At 45.9% G+C, this 18,920-nt stretch carries 12 protein-coding genes and 1 rRNA gene; 11 read left to right on the top strand and 2 right to left on the bottom strand.

What is annotated here, in order from left to right; all coding sequences use genetic code 11:
- Nucleotides 1-81: 81 nt before the first annotated feature.
- Entirely contained in the window at nucleotides 82-2,685 is a 2,604-nt protein-coding gene (locus G517_RS0111250; protein WP_051206341.1) for a penicillin-binding protein 1A, read from the bottom strand.
- A 262-nt stretch (nucleotides 2,686-2,947) separates the two neighbouring features.
- Here G517_RS0111250 and pilM point away from each other — a divergent pair, with 262 nt between their 5' ends.
- The 11 genes from pilM to G517_RS0111195 all read left to right on the top strand — a co-directional run bounded on the left by pilM (nucleotide 2,948) and on the right by G517_RS0111195 (nucleotide 18,537).
- Nucleotides 2,948-4,057: a type IV pilus assembly protein PilM gene (pilM, locus tag G517_RS0111245; RefSeq protein ID WP_028304491.1), complete on the top strand. Its 1,110-nt coding sequence runs from the start codon at nucleotides 2,948-2,950 to the stop codon at nucleotides 4,055-4,057.
- The gene (locus tag G517_RS18835; RefSeq protein ID WP_051206339.1) at nucleotides 4,044-4,607 is read left to right on the top strand and encodes a PilN domain-containing protein; all 564 of its coding nucleotides are present in this window, start codon (nucleotides 4,044-4,046) and stop codon (nucleotides 4,605-4,607) included. Before pilM ends, G517_RS18835 begins: the two co-directional genes overlap by 14 nt.
- Nucleotides 4,604-5,341 (top strand): type IV pilus inner membrane component PilO, encoded by a 738-nt coding sequence (locus G517_RS0111235; protein WP_028304490.1) that lies wholly within the window; start codon nucleotides 4,604-4,606, stop codon nucleotides 5,339-5,341. The genes G517_RS18835 and G517_RS0111235 overlap by 4 nt, the downstream gene beginning before the upstream one ends.
- 2 nt (nucleotides 5,342-5,343) lie before the next feature.
- Nucleotides 5,344-6,039, top strand: a complete 696-nt coding sequence (locus G517_RS0111230; RefSeq protein ID WP_028304489.1) for a pilus assembly protein PilP — start codon at nucleotides 5,344-5,346, stop codon at nucleotides 6,037-6,039.
- Nucleotides 6,020-7,804: a type IV pilus secretin PilQ gene (locus G517_RS18830; protein ID WP_051206337.1), complete on the top strand. Its 1,785-nt coding sequence runs from the start codon at nucleotides 6,020-6,022 to the stop codon at nucleotides 7,802-7,804. The genes G517_RS0111230 and G517_RS18830 overlap by 20 nt, the downstream gene beginning before the upstream one ends.
- 25 nt (nucleotides 7,805-7,829) lie before the next feature.
- On the top strand, nucleotides 7,830-8,366 hold the full coding sequence (gene aroK, locus G517_RS0111220) for a shikimate kinase AroK (protein WP_036591300.1): 537 nt from the start codon (nucleotides 7,830-7,832) through the stop codon (nucleotides 8,364-8,366).
- A 10-nt stretch (nucleotides 8,367-8,376) separates the two neighbouring features.
- Entirely contained in the window at nucleotides 8,377-9,471 is a 1,095-nt protein-coding gene (gene aroB / locus G517_RS0111215) for a 3-dehydroquinate synthase (RefSeq protein WP_028304487.1), read from the top strand.
- Nucleotides 9,472-9,628: 157 nt separating this feature from the next.
- Nucleotides 9,629-11,341 (top strand): AAA family ATPase, encoded by a 1,713-nt coding sequence (locus G517_RS0111210; RefSeq protein ID WP_028304486.1) that lies wholly within the window; start codon nucleotides 9,629-9,631, stop codon nucleotides 11,339-11,341.
- Nucleotides 11,342-11,650: 309 nt separating this feature from the next.
- Nucleotides 11,651-16,108, top strand: coding sequence for a glutamate synthase large subunit (gltB, locus tag G517_RS0111205; RefSeq protein WP_028304485.1), 4,458 nt, complete (start codon nucleotides 11,651-11,653; stop codon nucleotides 16,106-16,108).
- An 82-nt stretch (nucleotides 16,109-16,190) separates the two neighbouring features.
- Nucleotides 16,191-17,612 (top strand): FAD-dependent oxidoreductase, encoded by a 1,422-nt coding sequence (locus G517_RS0111200; protein WP_028304484.1) that lies wholly within the window; start codon nucleotides 16,191-16,193, stop codon nucleotides 17,610-17,612.
- Between the two features lie 268 nt (nucleotides 17,613-17,880).
- Complete coding sequence (locus G517_RS0111195) at nucleotides 17,881-18,537, top strand: TetR/AcrR family transcriptional regulator (RefSeq protein WP_028304483.1); 657 nt, start codon at nucleotides 17,881-17,883, stop codon at nucleotides 18,535-18,537.
- A gap of 142 nt (nucleotides 18,538-18,679) precedes the next feature.
- Here G517_RS0111195 and rrf read toward each other — a convergent pair.
- Nucleotides 18,680-18,795 (bottom strand): 5S ribosomal RNA (rrf, locus tag G517_RS0111190).
- Between the last annotated feature and the right edge of the window lie 125 nt (nucleotides 18,796-18,920).

Genomic DNA, 18,920 nt, shown 5'->3' with positions numbered 1-18,920 from the left:
GCTTGAAAATGTCCTATCGACATTTGTTCCGGCACAAAAAAACGGCACCTCACAAGGGTGCCGTTTTTCGTTAATGGCTTATTAGAACAAAGCCTCTGGGGCTATAGCGTCGTCAGAGGGTGAAACCGGAAGCCCTGAATCACTTTCAGACTGATCGGAAGGGCTGGCCGTTGGTGCAACAAACTCTTCTTGCGGTACATTCTCGACACGAAACACTTCAAATAATGCATCGGTCTGGCCTGGCCTTGCGCGTTTACCCGTCTCTGGATCAATCCTTACCGTTACCAGCCCTGGTGGCTGAGGCATACTGCTCTCAGGCTTACCGGCTAGAAATTCATCCATAAAATCAACCCAGATAGGTAGTGCAGCCTTACTGCCGTACTCACCAATGGTACGAGGCTGATCGAAGCCAACCCATGTTGCAGCAACCACATCCTGATTAAAGCCTGAGAACCAAGCATCTTTCTGTTCGTTGGTTGTGCCAGTTTTACCCGCAATATCTGAGCGTCCTAAGGATTTTGCCTTACGCCCTGTACCTTGTTTGATAACATCTTTAAGCATGGTCTGCATGATATAAATACTGCGCTCATCGGCAATACGCGGTGCAACACGGTAAGTACGACCCTCTACCTGTACGCGCTCATCTGTTGCATTGCAATCACGGCAAACCCTTAGAGGTTCTGCTTGGAAGAGTACCTCACCGTCACTATTTTCTATGCGATCAATAAAATAAGGGCTCACCTTATGGCCGCCGTTAGCGATCACGGCATAGACCATCGCCATTTGATAAGGCGATAGCGCCGCACTCCCTAGCGCCAACGAAAGGTCTCGGGGTAGTTTATTGGCATCCAGTCCAAATTTTTCTGCAAAGCGAATAGCATTAGAAATACCAATGGAGCGCAAAATCCGAATTGAAACTAAGTTTCGAGACTTATAAAGCGCATGTCGCAGGCGGGTTGGGCCGTAAAACTTACCGCTTGAGTTACTCGGCCGCCATGTTGACTCTAAGCCTTTATCGTTAAAAACCACCGGCGCATCATTGATGATACTTGCCGCAGTAAAACCACTTTCTAGAGCCGCGGTGTAAACCAAAGGCTTGAAAATAGATCCAGCCTGGCGGGCACCTTGATAAGCTCGGTTGAACTTATTCTGATAGAAGTTAAAGCCTCCGATGAGCGCCAATACACGACCATCCTCAGGGGATAGCGAAACAAATGCGCCCTGAATATTCGGTACCTGAGAAAGCTGCCAGCCATCACCAAGCGGTTCGATATAAACTAAATCCCCTCGCTTCAAAATGTCTGATGTTGCTTTCAAGCTTGGGCCTTTCCAATAAATATTATGATAGGGTTTAGCCCAAGTAACGTTATCCCACGACACTTCAATATAAGAGCCATCTTCAGTGACGACTTGAAGAAAACGTTCTTCTGCCGTTGAAACAACAACAGGCTTCAGGTCACCATAGGTTGGCGTGGAACGCAGCACTTTTTGCCAGTTACTAGTATCCTCACTAATGATCGGTGCGCCTGTTTCATCAAGCTCCGCATCAATACCAAGATCCAGCTCACCTTCTAGCGATAGATTTTCTGGATCATCACTCTCAAGCATTGCAGGAATATCCCGTTGTACAGAGCCTCTCCAGCCGTGGCGCTTATCGTAAGCAAGTAGACCTTTGACAAGGGCATCGTTAGCAGCTAATTGAGCCTTTGAGTCCAGTGTCGTATAAACACGATACCCTGCGGTGTAAAGGTCTTCGCCAAGTTTATCAGCAACTTCTGCCCGCACCATTTCCGCCACATAAGGAGAATCAACCTCTGGTTTTAAGCCGTGGTAACGTGCAGTAATCGGTTCGCGTACAGCAATCTGGTAGGTTTGTTCGTCAATCATGCCCAAACTAAACATGCGATGCACAATCCAGTTTCGACGTAACAGGGCACGACGGGGGTTAATAATAGGGTTATACCGAGAAGGAGCCTTAGGAAGACCAGCGATCATCGCGAGCTGAGCAAGACTAAGCTCTTTCAACTCTTTGCCATAATAAACTTCTGCTGCTGCATCAATACCGTAGGCTCGATTACCCAGATAAATTTTATTGACGTACAGCTCCATAATCTCTTCTTTATTGAGAATTTTCTCCATCTGCAAAGAGAGAATAATCTCTTTAAACTTTCGCGTGAATGTTTGATCAAGCGTTAAAAGGTAGTTACGGGCAACCTGCATGGTGATGGTACTGCCGCCAGACTGAATACTTCCCGACTGAGCCAACTGTACAAACGCCCGCGCTAAGCCTTTGATATCAATACCTGAGTGATTATAAAAATTCGTATCTTCTGCTGCCAAAATAGCCTGAATAAAATACGGAGGTATCTGTTCATAGCTCACCGCAGTTCGGCGCTTTTCACCAAACTCAGCCACCAGTTTTTCATCGCGAGTATAAATGCGTAAAGGCGTTTGTAGCTGAATATTTCTTAGCTGCTCAATATCAGGAAGTTGAGGTCCTAAATAAAGTACAACACTATATGAAACGGCCACGCCAAATGCGACACCACCAACAAGCAAGTAGATAAACCACTTAAAAAAACCTTTTATTGCACCCATGGAGAAGCCATTTCCCTTATCATCAATCAAACTACGCTTACTATCATCAATCAGACTACACTGACTAGGTGAGCGACACTCGTCCACCAAGCTGCACTTTTTACAGCAAAGCTGTCATTATAGGCAGGGTGAGTCTCGATATTCCAATGGCATAGCTTGATTTGGAAAGATTTATCTATGCGACAGTCATCGATAGCACTACTCTATTTTTATACGCCCATTAATAGGGCACAGCATAAGGGCCTTTACCTGACCACGAACCAGAGATCTGTACCGGCAGGATAATAAAGGTCACAACACCTAAAACCACATGCAGTGATACGAAACAAAAGTCACAAGGATTGCGCCTTTGTTTAGCCTCTTTCGCAGCAGAAAAACTCATATGCTTGGGTTGGATATCAGCAGCTCATCGGTCAAATTATTAGAGCTCAGTTATTTTAATAGCCGGGTTCAAATTGAGACCTATGCTATTGCCTCCCTGCCTGATCAAGCGGTTGTTGAACGCAAAGTTCAAGACCCTGTGCAGGTCGGCGAAACCATTCGCCTTATGATTGAACATATACAACCGAGTACTCGCAATACTATTACGGCTGTCTCTGGGGCATCCGTTATTACTCGAAAAATCCAAATGAACGCCAGTCTCTCACCTTCAGAGATGGAAGCTCAGATCATCGTCGAAGCCGACCAATTTATAACCATTCCCATCAATGAAGTCGCCATCGACTTTGAGGTTATAAGCCCTTCAACAGAGCCCGTCAAACCTGTAGCGGATAATCCCAAAAAACAAGACGTTTTACTCGTTGCCTGTCGGCTTGAAACCGTTGAGCATTTACAGAGCGCCTTGGAGCATGGAGGGCTATCACCGAAGATAATCGACGTGGAGAACTACGCCATTGAGAGAGCCGTATCATTACTTCGTCCTCATTTAAACCTTGAGGCAGCAGACCCTTTAATCGCAGTGGTCGATATCGGCGCAGCCCTGACAAACTTAAGCGTGTTACACAGAGATGAGACGATCTACTCTAGGGATCAAATCTTTGGCGGAAAACAGCTCACCGACGGAATAATGCAGCACTTTAATATTTCCTATGCTGCCGCTGAAACCGCAAAGAAAAAAGGAGGGTTGCCACGGGAGGTCCTTCAACCATTTCAACAGACAGCGCAGCAGCAAATTAATCGTGCACTGCAGCTATTTTATTCATCAACAGCCTACCGTCTTTACTCATCACCCCGCCATCGCCACATCGACTATATACTACTAACAGGGGGCAGCTCATCAACGGAGGGGCTCGCATCAACATTACAAACGCACCTAAAAACCCCAACCTCAGTGGCCAACCCTTTTGTTATCGCGTCAATTAATGATCGAATCAATAGAGCCGCACTAGACCATGACGCTCCAGCTCTGATGACTGCCTTTGGCTTAGCCATGAGAGGGTTCAACAATGCCACGGATTAACTTGCTCCCTTGGCGAGAGGAACATCGCCAACAATGCCAAAAAGAGTTTCTGCAGCGGGTTCTCTTGTCGGTGCTCACAGGCATCATACTGCTGATTATTTCAGGGCAGTTTATTCACCATCAACAAAGCCTACAAAGCGCTCGCAATACTCTCATTAAAAACCATATAGCTCAGCTCGATGGTGAAATCCAAGATGTTCGTGCATTGCAAAAAAAGCGAGAGCAGTTACTCGACTGGATCAACACCCTTGATACCCTACAGGCTGACCGAGGTTATATCGTACAGATTTTCAATAAGATTCCTCAGATAATACCCTCTAGTATCTACCTAAAAAAAATACAACAACAAGGCCGAGTACTATTTGTTGAAGGAGAAGCTCAAAGCAACCAGCAGATATCAGAACTGATGCGCAAACTCGCTCATATAGAAGGCTTGCACGATCCAACATTAACCGATGTCAGCGCCAGCCCAAGCCATCAAAACTTTAATCATTTTATTCTTCAGCTTCAGCAAATAGCTTCATCTCAAAAAGAGCAGGGGGCGCTATGAATAAATCGTCTACCAACCCGACAAAGCCATCAAAAGGGCTATCGCGGCTATCAATGCGCTTACAGGCAAGTTCAAGCAAAATAGACTTAGGGAAAATAAGTCTAAGTGAAATAAAGCTAAGAAAAATAGACCTGAGCGAAATAGATATAAAAGATGCTGGCTCTTGGCCACCACTAGGTAGAGTTGCTATCTATGGTTTCACATTACTCATCACCTTAATTAGCGGTTATTTTTTCTACCTACAGCCAGAGCTAACAAGCCTTAATTCAATCCAGCAGCAAGAGCCAGACCTAATCCAGGTCTATGAGAAAAAAGCCTTTCAAGGGGCGAACCTACCGGCTTATCGACAGCAACTACTCACTCTTCAGCAGGAAATCTCTAGACTTACCCCTCAGCTTCCCGTCAATAAATCCATTCCAGAGCTTATCGAGCACATCGGAGAAAAAGCCCAACAGCATCATGTGCTACTCCATAGCCTAAAGCTTAAACCTGAACAAACACTGGAAAAATATAGCACCCAGCCTTTCACATTAACCATTAGCGGTCACTATCATAACCTAGGGCTCTTCCTTGCTGCCCTCAATCAATTTGAGCGCATCGTTACCCTGGGCGACTTCACCCTAGAACCCAGTGATCAGCAACTAAGACTGATTGTTGAAGCAACCACGTACCATCGGCATCTCAACGGCCCTTCCCTCGAAACAGATCCAAACCACAAACCCGAGGGCCAATAATAATGATTAGACAACAACTCTCCGTGATAACATCCACGATAGCTTATTATGCATCTATCAGCCTCCTCTTGTTGTTGAGCGGCTGTAACAGTGATAATCATGATATAAGCAGTAGCGATATAAATAATGGGGGTATCGGGAAAAGCGATACGCCAAACGCATCGCTAGAAAAAAGACTGGCCGACATACGTCTTCGCCCATCAGGCCAAATAGAATCGCTACCGGAAAGGCTGCGTCAAGATAGGCAAACCTATACAAGCAAGCATCTGCGAGACCCCTTCAGCTTTGACCCGGAGGTATTAGCACCTCCCTCCATCGCCAAACATCCAGAGCCGACCAAGCCATCAATATCCCACGAAAAACCTGCATCGAACAAACATCCTAGACAACACAAGCAATCTGATAATAGCCGTGAAAAAACATCACTAGAAAATCAACCGTTAGAAACACTGATATTAGTGGGCACGCTACAGTATTTTGACGAAGCGTCCCCTACCGCGCTCATTGACAGCGGGCAAGGTGATATCAAGACAGTCATTGTAGGCCAATATCTAGGGCAGAACTTTGGTAGAGTAACGAAGATACAAAGCGATACAGTCTTTATCGAAGAGAGCGTTCAGGATGAACAAGGCGTTTGGATTAAGCGCCCAAAACAGCTTAAATTAATGGTGATCAAGGATGAAATCACAGATAAATAATACACAGGGCTACCCTGCGCCCCTCTATCAGCAGTCGCCGATCTTTAGCCTTTTTTTCGCAGCTATCCTCACGGTGCTATCTTTCTCTTCCCAGACTCTGGCTCAGACCGCTTCTGAGGGTCAATCTAGCTTAGAACACGTAGAAATACAGAGCACGGAAGACCATCAAACAAAAATCACTCTTCAATTAAGCCATCCAGCATCAAACGTTCAGAGCTATCAAACAGGTCATCCCGCACGCATCATCGTTGACCTGTTTAATACAAAAAGTCATTTGCCTAAAAATAGAGTCCCGTACAATCACCCTCAAATACAAGGTATTATCGGAGTGCAAGCTGGAAACCGCACCCGTTTGGTTATCACGCTGAAAAATCCAGTTTCTTTTCAAACTCACGTAACAGGCTCAACCGTAAATATTATTATCGCAGCAAGCCCATCACTGGCGACTCAAACACCACAAGGAGTAGACTCTCCGCCTCTTCCACCTCTATCGCTGTCTCCGTCGTCTACTCCTTCTTCATCACCCTATCCTTATACGGGTAAAAAACTCTCCCTGAATTTTCAAAATATTGATACTCGTACCGTGCTCCAAATTATTGCAGACACCGCTGGACTCAACCTTGTGGCAAGTGACAGCGTTACAGGTACGATAACACTACGATTAAAGCATGTACCTTGGGATCAAGCCTTACATCTGGTGATAGAAAGCAAAGGACTTGCAAGCCGCCAGCTGGATAGTGTTTTAATGGTGGCTCCAGTCGATGAGCTAGCAGAGCGTGAACGAAAAATGCTTATGGCTGAGCAGGAACGCCGTGACCTTGCCAGCCTTAACTCCGTATTTATTCAAGTTAAATACGCCAAAGCCCATGATATTGCCGCCATCATTAATGGTAGAGAAGGCCATCACAGCTTACTGTCTAAGCGAGGCCGTGCCCTCGTTGATGAGCGAACCAATACGCTTTTATTGCAAGATGTGCCAAGCTCCTTACAGGCCATAAAGGCATTGATCGATAAGCTCGATATTCCTATGCAGCAGGTACTCATTGAAGCCCGTATTGTGATTGCAAGAAGCAATTTAAGCCGTGAGCTTGGGGTTCGCTGGACAGGTAGTAGCAATGCGTCTCTTAGCGCCGGTACGGCTGCAATTGGAAGCAACGGTTTAGCCGTAGATTTGACAGCAGGCTCTGGAGCCTATACCAATATAAATCCTGGTACAGGTACCTTTGCACTTGGCTATGCTGACGCCAGTATTTTAGTTGATCTAGAGTTAGCGGCCTTAGCCAGTGAAGGAAAAGGAGAGATTATCTCTCAACCGAAAGTAATTACGGCTAATAAACGCAAAGCCCTGATAAAATCAGGTAAGCAGATTCCATATCGAGAGGAGTCATCATCTGGCGGAACAAAAATTGCGTTTAAAGATGCTCTTTTAGCGCTTGAAGTAACGCCACAGATCACTCCAGATGAACACATCATCATGGATCTCAAAATTACACAGGATGCCTTGGGCAATCAAGAGTATGATGGCGCACCGGCTATTGATACCAACGCCATCGAAACTCAGGTTTTAGTCAACAATGGAGAAACCATTGTTTTAGGTGGCATTTACACCTCTGAAACCTTTGATCAGAATTTTAAGGTACCTGTGCTTGGGGATATACCACTTTTAGGGGCTCTATTCCGTCGTTCCGAAAAGTCACAGGAAAAAGTAGAATTACTGATCTTTATTACGCCCAGGCTGATCGAGAATAACATCAGCCTGAACTGACTCGATTCATTCAGCACATAACGCGATGCACTATAACCATAACCATTATAACCATAACATTGTATTGGTCGGCCCAATGGGCGCCGGTAAAAGCACCATTGGCCGACTGCTTGCGGCAGAGCTTGGCCTGCCATTTTTCGACTCCGACCGAGAGATTGAAGATCGCAGCGGTGCCAACATCCCGTGGATATTTGATGTTGAGGGTGAAGAAGGCTTTCGTCGACGTGAAACACACACCATTATAGAGCTTCTACAAGAGCAAGGCCCTATGGTATTAGCAACGGGCGGCGGCGCCATTATGCGCGCTAAAAACCGACTAACCATTAGCCAAGCCAGTACTGTTATTTACTTGCATACCACGATAGAACAGCAGTTGCAGCGAACGGCAAAAGATAAAAACCGCCCTTTACTGCAAAATGATAACCCTAAAGCGGTCTTAACCAACCTGTTCTCAATACGTGACCCTCTGTATCGTGAAGCGGCGGATATCATCATCAAAACCGACAGGCAATCGCCTAAGAGTGTTGTCCGCCTAATCATTAAAAAGCTAAAAGATTTGTGAGTGTTAAATCATGAAAACCTTGAATGTTGACCTAGGCAACCGCAGCTATCCCATCCATATTGGTAGCCAGCTAATTCAAAAATTAGATATTATCGCACCTCATATTCATGGTCATCAGGTGATGATCGTTAGTAATACAACGGTCGCCCCGCTTTATTTAGAGGCATTAAAAAACACCCTTGCCGATGATTTTCAAGTCGCCGAGGTCATCCTTCCCGATGGCGAGGCTTATAAAACTCTTGATCACGTTAATACCATTTTTGATGCCCTTTTAGAGCAACGTTTTAACCGCACTTGTACGCTTATCGCTCTAGGTGGCGGTGTTATTGGTGATATGACAGGGTTTGCGGCGGCCAGTTATCAGCGAGGTGTTAATTTTATTCAAGTTCCCACCACGCTATTATCCCAAGTTGATTCCTCTGTCGGCGGAAAAACAGGCGTCAATCACCCTCTGGGTAAAAATATGATTGGCGCGTTCTGGCAGCCACAATTGGTTTTAGCGGATACCGATACACTACAAACCCTACCAGACCGTGAGCTAGCTGCAGGTATTGCAGAAGTTATCAAATACGGTTTAATCCGTGACCCTGAGTTTTTCAGCTGGCTAGAAAGTAATGTCACGCCTTTAAAACAAAAAGAAGCCAGCGCACTCAAGGAAGCCATTTATCGTTCATGCCAAAATAAAGCCGATGTGGTCGCTCAAGATGAGCTAGAAGGTGGCATTAGAGCCACACTAAATCTTGGTCATACCTTTGGTCACGCCATTGAAACAGAGCAAGGCTATGGTAACTGGCTTCACGGTGAAGCTGTCGCTACAGGCTTATTGATGGCCACCGATTTATCTTATAGAGAAGGCTGGATTAGCGCCGAAGACAATCAGCGCACAAAGCAGCTTTTACAGGCCTTTGATCTTCCCGTTGTTCCTCCTGAGAATATGTCCGCTAAAACTTTTATTAGCCACATGCTAGTGGATAAAAAAGTGCTTGATGGTAATTTGCGCCTTGTATTACTCAATTCTTTAGGGTCAGCCTGTGTTACAAGCTCATTTTCCAAGGAAAATTTGCAACAAACCCTAACAGCAGGAAAAAAACTTGGTATTTTTTAATATTTTAGGCTTCCAGTCCCATTTATAACCGCCTATTATCAAGGGTTCAGGGTTAGCTAAGCAATTCTATTTGATACCTTTTAGTCGAACCTTTGAATGAGAAAAGTGGGATTAAAAACCTATGTTTGGAAAAAACAGAAACGATAAGGATTCCGGTATGCCTGGGGATAATTTCTCCTTTACAAATATCACCCCTTCAGTCACCGATGGTGTGGTAGAGGAGTCTCTGTTTTTTCCCTCTCAGCAACACGCTCAGGTTATTGAACTCATTGGTCACTTGAGCCGTTATAGTAGCCTTTTGCTCACAATCACTGGCCCACAAGGTTCAGGTAAGAGTCTTATCAAGCGTAAGGTGCTTGAGGGCATGGATGCAGGGGTTCAGATCAGTGAACTCAACACCGAACAGGTCATTCAGCCCCAACCCTTTATGCAGGCGCTCAACCAAAGCTTAGACTTGGGCCTTGATAGCAATAGCGATCTGAACCAATATTTATTACGCCTCAAGCAGCACTTCGGCCAACTGCATCGTGAAGGCAATAGCAGCCTAATCATTGTTGATGACGCTCACTTACTAAGCCCTGAAACCCTTGAGTTAATGGTCATCCTTCTATCCGATGACGATGATCAAAAGCGTCCCCATATTTTATTGCTCGGCGAAACCTCCCTCATAGAGGTACTGCAAGGCTCTCGCCTTAAAGAGCGCTTTAATGCTATTGGCCACCATCTCGCCCTTCAACCGCTAACAACGGAAGAGTCATGGTCTTATCTTGAATACCGCTTAAGTGCAGCGGGATTACTGGATCAAATTAGTGAGCACCAAAAAGCGGATATTATTCGTGCTGGCGGTGGTGTACCGGGGCAAATCAACGCCATGGCGAATCTTGCTCTAAGCGATCCTGCGGGTTTAAAGAAAGTCGCCAGCATTTCGCCTAAGGCATCAGCTCAGCCTAAAGCCGATAAAAAACCATCACCAAGAGCACAGAGAAAAGCGGCAGCTAATGCGGCGGATAAGCCTGCAAAAGCTAAACGGGCTTCGATTCCTCTCTGGCATGTTGCTGCGTTATCCATTGTCGCAGCGTTACTCGGTGCGGCTTATCTTTACCAAGATGAACTAATGAGTATGCAATCAGAGCCTGAGATTGCAGAGAACACGCCACTGACGGATCTCAATCGCCTATCTCGCCCAACAGAAGAAACACTGGCCGAGGCAGAAGAGGCCGCAGCTAAGATAGCGGAATCAGAAGAAGAACAGGCGATCACCATCATCAAGCCGGTCTATCCAGACGACGAACCTGTTAGCGATGATCAGAGCAAACGTGACGCTGATGCAGCACTTCTTGGCATGGATACAGCTCCAGCTAAAACGGTTGCAGTGCCTGAAACGACGCAAGCCCCAGATAAGCCCGAATCAGCGGAAAAAACCACGACACCTAAAGCGGAACCTACAAAAGAAACCGCTGCCGCCTCAACACCTGAAAAACCTACTGAGAAGCCTGCTGTCAAAGAGAAACCTCCGGTTAAAGAAACACCGATAGCAAAAGAAAAAACAGCGCCTGCAAAACCTAGCAGCCCCTACAAGCAAGAAAATGAACTTCTCGCCCTAAAAAGCAATTTATATACCCTTCAACTACTCGGCAGTCATATTGAAGCCAATGCCATTCGTTTTATTGATGGATTAAGTAGTAAAAAAGATGTGCATTACTTTGAAACCATTTATCAGAACAAGCCTTGGTTTGTGGTTATCTATGGCAAATTTGATAATCGAGACGCCGCTATTGCAAGTATTCCAGCGCTAGCCAAACCGCTTAAAGACCGCAAACCATGGGCTAGAAGCATGGCAAGCGTTCAATCCGATATTCGGAAAAAGTAAGGTCGCTTTAAACGTAAATCAGCAGAACAAAAGATCGCTTTAAATGTACTTTCAAAGGTGCCTAAAGCGGTCTTTTATTTTAGACTTTAGACGCATATTCCCCGCCTTTTCACCGCAATTCAGCACCATATCTCACCCCTAAACCTGTCTTATATTTGAGATTATCCCTTTAGCTGTGTAGAATCCCTATCCCTTTGCCTCTAAGAAACCCTGTCTAACGGAAGATGCTTACTCAATAAATTAAAAGACAAAACTAGAAGTTTCAGAGGCGGACAACAACGATTTTTTGTACTAGCGAGAGTTAGCTTTATGAGAACTGGTCTGTATCATCCTGATGAATTTAGGGATAACTGTGGTTTTGGCTTAATCGCGCACATGAATGGCGACGCAAGCCATGACTTATTGCAGACAGCGATCGAAGCACTAACCTGTATGACTCACCGTGGTGGTATCGCGGCTGATGGTAAAACAGGTGATGGCTGTGGTTTGCTGCTGAAAAAACCCGATGCCTTCTTACGTACCATTGCAAAAGAGCAGTTTTCAGCTGATCTTTCTGAACACTTTGGCGTGGGTATGGTCTTTCTATCTCAGAACGAAGCGAAGGCTGACAATGCCCGCATCGCTCTGAATAACGAAATCAAGGCTCAAGGCCTCAGCGTCATTGGGTGGCGTCAAGTTCCTATTGATACCTCGGTCTGCGGCCCAATGGCCTTAGATTGCCTTCCGCAGTTTGAACAAGTTTTTATTGATGCTCCGGGACTCAACCCCCAGCAACTGGCTGTTAAGTTATTTATCGCACGCCGTAAAGCTGAAATGGCTCTGAAAGATGACAGCGAATTCTATGTTGCCAGTCTTTCCTCGCAAGTAATTTCCTATAAAGGCTTGGTTATGCCAGCCGATCTGCCTAAGTTCTACAAGGACTTAGACGATGAACGCTTAGAAACCGCTATTTGTGTTTTCCACCAGCGCTTTTCTACCAATACCGCTCCGAAATGGCCTCTGGCTCAGCCGTTCCGCTACCTTGCTCACAATGGTGAAATCAACACGATTGAAGCCAACCGTAGCTGGGCTAATGCTCGTAAAAGCAACTTCAACAGTGAAACCCTAAATCTTGATGAGATCGACCAAGTGGTTAACACCACAGGTTCGGACTCATCCAGTATGGATAACATGTTAGAAGTATTGCTCACAGGCGGCATGGATCTATTCAAAGCTGTTCGTCTGATGATTCCGCCCGCATGGCAGAACAACGACACCATGGATGCAGATTTACGCGCATTCTACGAGTACAGTTCCATGCACATGGAACCTTGGGATGGCCCAGCCGGTCTTGTACTTACCGATGGTCGCCATGCGGTATGTATGCTTGACCGTAATGGTTTACGTCCTGCTCGCTGGGTTATCACCAAAAACGGTTACATCACTCTGGCATCTGAAATTGGTGTTTATGACTACCAGCCAGAAGATGTTGTCGCCAAAGGCCGTGTTGCACCGGGCCATATGTTGGTTGTTGATACCCAAACCGGCGAAGTAATGCACCGTGATGATATCGATAATCGTCTAAAATCAGCCCATCCTTACAAACAGTGGATGCGTGAGAAAGCAACCTTCTTAGAATCAACCTTAGGTGAGATTCAAGGCCCTAACTTTGAGCCGATGTCTCAAGAAAGCCTTCAAGCTCACATGAAGATGTATCAGGTTAGCTTTGAAGAACGCGATCAAGTGCTACGCCCTCTTGCAGAACAAGGACAAGAAGCGGTTGGCTCCATGGGTGATGATACCCCTATGGCCGTATTATCCCGTAAAAACCGCTTAACAACCGATTACTTCCGCCAGAAGTTTGCTCAGGTAACCAACCCGCCTATCGACCCTCTTCGTGAAGCGATCGTCATGTCCTTGGAAACCTGTCTAGGCACCGAGCTAAATGTTTTTGAAGACAGCATTGATCACGCTAACCGTATTGTATTAACAACACCCGTTCTGTCTCCACGCAAATTCAAAACCCTGCAACACTTGGATGAGAAAGGCTTTCCATCTCACTTCCTTAGCTTGCAGTACAACCCTGAAGACACCGGCTTAAAGCAAGCCATCATCACTATTTGTGAGCAAGCTGAAGAAGCGGTTCGTTCTGGTAAAGTGATTTTGGTGCTATCTGACCGTGAGATCGAAAAAGGCAAGCTGCCAATCGATTCGTTGATGGCAACAGGTGCCGTACACCAGCACTTGGGATCTAAAGGCTTACGTTGTAACTCTAACTTAATCGTTGAAACCGGTCTGGCTCGCGACTCTCACCAGATGGCTGTTCTGTTTGGCTTTGGTGCAACTGCTGTTTATCCATACCTAAGCTACAACGTAATGGCAGATCTACAGCGTACCGGCGAATTACAAGGCGATCCTGTTGATATCCGTGAGAACTACCGTCGCGGCATTCAAAAGGGCCTGCTTAAGATTCTATCCAAAATGGGCATTTCAACGATTGCATCTTATCGTGGTGCGCAGCTCTTTGAAGCCGTTGGCCTATCCGATGAAGTCTGCGACCTTTGCTTTAAGGGCGTAGCATCACGTATTCAGGGCGCGGGCTTTGCTCACTTCCAGATGCAACAAGAGATGCTATCAACTCTTGCATGGAACCCACGTAAGAAAATTGGTCAAGGCGGTTTGCTAAAGTATGTTCACGGCGGTGAATATCATGCCTACAACCCAGATGTGGTGAAGGCGGTACAGGAAGCGGTTCAAACCGGCAGCTATGATGCTTTTAAACGTTTTTCCAAACTGGTGAATGAACGTCCAGCAGCAACCATACGTGACCTGTTAAGCATCAACAAAATTTCAAATCCTATCGACTTAAGCCAAGTTGAACCTGCAGAGTCAATTTTACGTCGCTTTGACTCTGCGGCTATGTCTCTAGGCGCCTTATCACCGGAAGCTCATGAAGCGCTAGCTCAGGCAATGAATGAACTGGGTGGTCGCTCAAACTCCGGTGAAGGCGGTGAAGATGCCGTTCGCTTTGGCACCCTGAAGAACTCTAAGATCAAACAGATCGCATCTGGCCGATTTGGTGTGACACCACACTATCTGGTAAATGCGGAAGTCTTGCAGATTAAAGTCGCTCAAGGGGCTAAACCCGGTGAAGGTGGTCAGCTACCAGGTGGTAAGGTCAATGCTCTTATTGCACGCCTGCGTCACTCCGTACCGGGTGTCACTCTGATCTCTCCGCCGCCACACCATGATATCTATTCTATTGAAGATTTAGCCCAGCTAATCTTCGATTTGAAGCAAGTTAACCCTGACGCCTTGATCTCGGTAAAACTGGTATCTGAGCCGGGTATTGGCACTATCGCCACAGGCGTAGCCAAAGCCTATGCGGATCTCATCACGGTATCAGGTTACGATGGAGGCACAGCGGCCAGCCCATTAACGTCAATCAAACACGCGGGGTCTCCGTGGGAATTGGGCTTACCTGAGGTTCATCAGGCGCTACGAATCAACAATCTGCGCGATAAAGTTCGCCTTCAGACTGATGGCGGCCTAAAAACAGGTTTGGATGTGATCAAGGGCGCTATTCTTGGCGCAGAAAGCTTTGGCTTCGGCACCATCCCAATGGTCGCACTGGGTTGTAAGTACCTGCGTATTTGCCACCTGAATAACTGTGCCACCGGTGTTGCCACTCAGAACGAACAGTTGCGTGAAGAATATTTCATCGGTACCGTCGAAATGGTTAAAAACTACTTCCGATTTGTGGCTGAAGAAGTACGTGAAATCATGGCAGAAATGGGCATTCGTAAATTCGAAGATCTCATTGGTCGCACCGACTTACTGACCGCTATCAGCGATGAAGAGGCACCGGCTAAGATTCAAAATCTGAATCTTAGCAATTTGTTACACAACGATTTTGTACCTGAAGGTGCGCCGCAAACATGTCAAGTTGCCCGTAATGAACCGTTTGATAAAGGCTCTTTGGCTGAGCGTATGGTTTCTGAAACCCTGAGCTGCATAGAAAGCGGTAAAGGCGGTGAGTTCTCCTTTAAAGTCACTAACTGTGACCGCTCAATCGGTGCCCGCCTATCCGGTGAAATTGCCAAACGCTGGGGTGATAAAGGTCTAGCGAGCCACCCTCTTACCTTGAAACTGTCTGGTGTAGCAGGTCAAAGTTTCGGTGTGTGGAATGCAAAAGGCTTAAACCTTTATATCGAAGGCGATGCCAACGATTACGTTGGTAAAGGCATGAACGGTGGCAAGATTATTCTAACGCCACCAAAAGGCAGCCCATTCGAATCAAACAAGACCTCAATTATCGGCAACACCTGCCTCTATGGCGCAACCGGCGGCAAGCTTTTTGCAGCGGGTCAGGCTGGTGAACGCTTTGCCGTACGTAACTCAGGTGCTCATGCGGTTATTGAAGGCGCGGGCGACCATTGCTGTGAATACATGACAGGCGGTCTGGTTACGGTTTTAGGCGAGACAGGCTATAACTTCGGTGCAGGTATGACCGGTGGTTTTGCCTATGTTCTTGATATGGATCGAACCTTTGTTGATAAATATAACCATGAGTTGGTCGACATTCACCGTATCAACTCCGAACCGATGGAAGCCTACCGTAACCATCTGCGCAGCGTAATCGCTGAGTTTGTTGAAGAAACCGGCAGTAAGTGGGGTCAAGAGATGTTAACGAACTTCTCTGACTACTACCGTCATATCTGGCTGGTTAAACCTAAAGCAGCTAGCCTAGGTAGCCTACTCGATAGCACTCGCCAGCGCCCTGAGTAATCAGGGTTCTAACGATTCAGTGCACCAAGGTTTCAACAACGCAGATTTTGTGAATTTAGGCTTTGAATGAGGTGAGGCTGCTATGGCTGAACAACTGAACAACGATTTCCAGTTTATCGACGTGGGTCGTAAAGACCCGAAAAAAACCGCCGCAGGCGTGCGCAAAAATCAGTTTAAAGAGATCTATGCTCCCTTTAAGCCGATAGATGCATCAACCCAAGCGCATCGCTGCTTAGAATGTGGCAACCCGTACTGTGAATGGAAGTGCCCTGTGCATAACTTCATTCCAAACTGGTTAAAACTAGCCACCGAAGGCAACATCATGGAAGCGGTGGAACTGTGTCACAGCACTAACTCGCTACCAGAAGTTTGTGGCCGTGTTTGCCCTCAGGATCGCCTGTGCGAAGGCTCCTGTACGCTTGGAGAAGGTGGCTTTGGAGCCGTCACTATCGGCTCGGTTGAGAAGTATATTACCGACACAGCATTTGCTATGGGTTGGCGTCCAGATATGTCCAAAGTTGTTTGGACAGATAAAAAAGTGGCGATTATTGGTGCAGGCCCTGCTGGCCTTGCCTGTGCAGATATTCTTGTACGCAACGGCGTTAAGCCTGTGGTATTCGATAAGAACCCTGAAATTGGCGGCCTGCTGACATTCGGTATCCCTGAGTTCAAACTAGAAAAACACGTTATGGTTCGCCGTCGTGAAGTTTTCACCGATATGGGTGTTCAGTTCAAACTCAATACCAATGTCGGTACCGATATTACCATCGAAAAATTGATGTCAGACTATGATGCTGTATTTATGGGTATGGGTACCTACACCTACATGAACGGCGGTTTACCAGGTGAAGAACTTCCTGGTGTTCATGCTGCTCTGGACTTCCTGATCTCTAATGTGAATCACTGCCTAGGTTATGAAAAATCCCCTGAAGACTATGTCAGCATGGAAGGCAAACGTGTCATCATTCTAGGCGGCGGTGATACAGCAATGGACTGTAACCGCACATCAATTCGTCAGAAAGCCAAATCAGTGACCTGTGCTTACCGTCGAGATGAAGCCAACATGCCCGGCTCTAAACGAGAAGTTAAAAATGCCAAGGAAGAAGGTGTTAAGTTCTTATTTAACAGCCAACCAGTTGCTATCGTTGGGGAAGATAAAGTTGAAGGCATCAAAATGGTCAGCACCCGTATGGGTGAACCCGATGCTAATGGCCGCCGTAGTGCAGAAATTATTCCTGGGTCGGAAGAGATCATACCTGCTGATGTTATTCTTATCGCATTTGGCTTCCGTCCAAGTCCTGCCGATTGGTTCGAGAAGAGTAACATTGAAATAGATAGCAGTGGTCGTGTTATAGCAAAGGCTGAAGCTCGCTTCCCTTACCAAACATCTAACCCAAAGGTTTTTGCCGGTGGTGATATGGTTCGAGGATCGGATCTTGTTGTTACTGCTATCGATGAAGGCCGTAAAGCAGCTGAAGGTATCTTAGACTTCTTGGATGTTTAACCTTAATCAATAATGAAGGCCGTTTTAGGAACTTCATTTGAAAACCGTACTCGAACAGTTTGACTAACTGCTTTGGGTGCGGTTTTTTTATGCTTTCTTTCTATATCTCATTATTCCATACCAACAATAATGCCTATAATTAACCCCTTGATTGATTGGTCGATTAAATCAATCAAATTGTTCGATAATAACGGATTTTACCCCCTTTGCATTTTAGTCCAAATACTCTACTCTAGTTTTTAATCAACTGATTAAAAGATACTTACTCATGAATGCAGAATTCAAGCCCGTAAAACCTAAGAAACGTGGACGACCGACCAGTAAGAGTGCACGTAATGTGCGTGAAAACCTAATTTCAGCGGCCCGCTCATGCTTTATTGAAAAAAATTATCAACAAGTAACCACCCGTGAGATTGCATCACGAGCTCAGTCGACAATGGCGATGATTCACTATTACTTTGGTAATAAAGAAGGGTTATTTCAGGCAATGTTTATTGAAACATTTGAACCCCTTCATCAGCTAGTCATAAAGGGTGTTGAAAACCCTCCTGAGAGCTTCTCAGATTTTTTCCAGCAATATTACTCTCTAATGTCGGAGTACCCAGGCTTTATTATTGTGATTCTAAAGTGTCTACTCTTTGAAGATGGCCCGTTGGAGGATGATTTTATCCAGCAGCGCTTTCGAGAAAAGTGCCGCCCGATGGAGGCTATGTTGAGAAAGATGCAGGAGAATGGCGTCTTGAATCCAGAGTTAGACCCTAAAATGCTGCATATCAGCCTTTTAAGCTTAATGAATCAGCCTTTCTTAATGGCACCAAATTTAGAAGTAACGATGGGGATTAAGCCTGACAAAGAGTTCTGGATGACTTTAGCTGAACATCAGTGCAAATTATTAGAAAATGGGTGCCTTGTTAAAAACCGATAACATAAGCCTTCCCTTTCTATCTTCCTATGCTATAGCCTGATTCTAGTATTGAACTGGTATCAGGTTTTTATCTTACTATCCCTTCAAATAATCCCAGGCATAAAAAAAGCCCGTCTCGAAGAGACGGGCTTTTAGAATAAGCGCTTGACGATGTCCTACTCTCACATGGGGAGACCCCACACTACCATCGGCGCTGAGCAGTTTCACTTCTGAGTTCGGAAAGGAGTCAGGTGGTTCCTACACGCTATTGTCGTCAAGCAAAAAAGTTGTAGATCGATGCCAATCGAGATCTTAATTCTGTATTGCGTCTTTATTGATTCAGTCTTTGTAATCGAGCGTATCCGATTATCGTTCGTTCTTTCAGCAAGTCAGACCATTTTGGT

It is taken from the genome of Oceanospirillum maris DSM 6286, from assembly GCF_000422865.1.
Taxonomy (GTDB): Bacteria; Pseudomonadota; Gammaproteobacteria; order Pseudomonadales; family Halomonadaceae; genus Oceanospirillum; species Oceanospirillum maris.
The sequence above is the reverse complement of the archived record's forward strand: the minus strand, read 5'-3'. Positions and strand labels throughout refer to the sequence as shown.

What these genes read in the sequence shown, in the direction of transcription:
- G517_RS18835 (WP_051206339.1), top strand. Translation starts at nt 4,044, where the DNA reads ATGCCACGGATTAACTTGCTCCCTTGGCGAGAGGAACATCGCCAACAA.
- G517_RS0111235 (WP_028304490.1), top strand. Translation starts at nt 4,604, where the DNA reads ATGAATAAATCGTCTACCAACCCGACAAAGCCATCAAAAGGGCTATCG.
- G517_RS0111230 (WP_028304489.1), top strand. Translation starts at nt 5,344, where the DNA reads ATGATTAGACAACAACTCTCCGTGATAACATCCACGATAGCTTATTAT.
- G517_RS18830 (WP_051206337.1), top strand. Translation starts at nt 6,020, where the DNA reads ATGAAATCACAGATAAATAATACACAGGGCTACCCTGCGCCCCTCTAT.
- aroK (WP_036591300.1), top strand. Translation starts at nt 7,830, where the DNA reads ATGCACTATAACCATAACCATTATAACCATAACATTGTATTGGTCGGC.
- aroB (WP_028304487.1), top strand. Translation starts at nt 8,377, where the DNA reads ATGAAAACCTTGAATGTTGACCTAGGCAACCGCAGCTATCCCATCCAT.
- G517_RS0111210 (WP_028304486.1), top strand. Translation starts at nt 9,629, where the DNA reads ATGCCTGGGGATAATTTCTCCTTTACAAATATCACCCCTTCAGTCACC.
- gltB (WP_028304485.1), top strand. Translation starts at nt 11,651, where the DNA reads ATGAGAACTGGTCTGTATCATCCTGATGAATTTAGGGATAACTGTGGT.
- G517_RS0111200 (WP_028304484.1), top strand. Translation starts at nt 16,191, where the DNA reads ATGGCTGAACAACTGAACAACGATTTCCAGTTTATCGACGTGGGTCGT.
- G517_RS0111195 (WP_028304483.1), top strand. Translation starts at nt 17,881, where the DNA reads ATGAATGCAGAATTCAAGCCCGTAAAACCTAAGAAACGTGGACGACCG.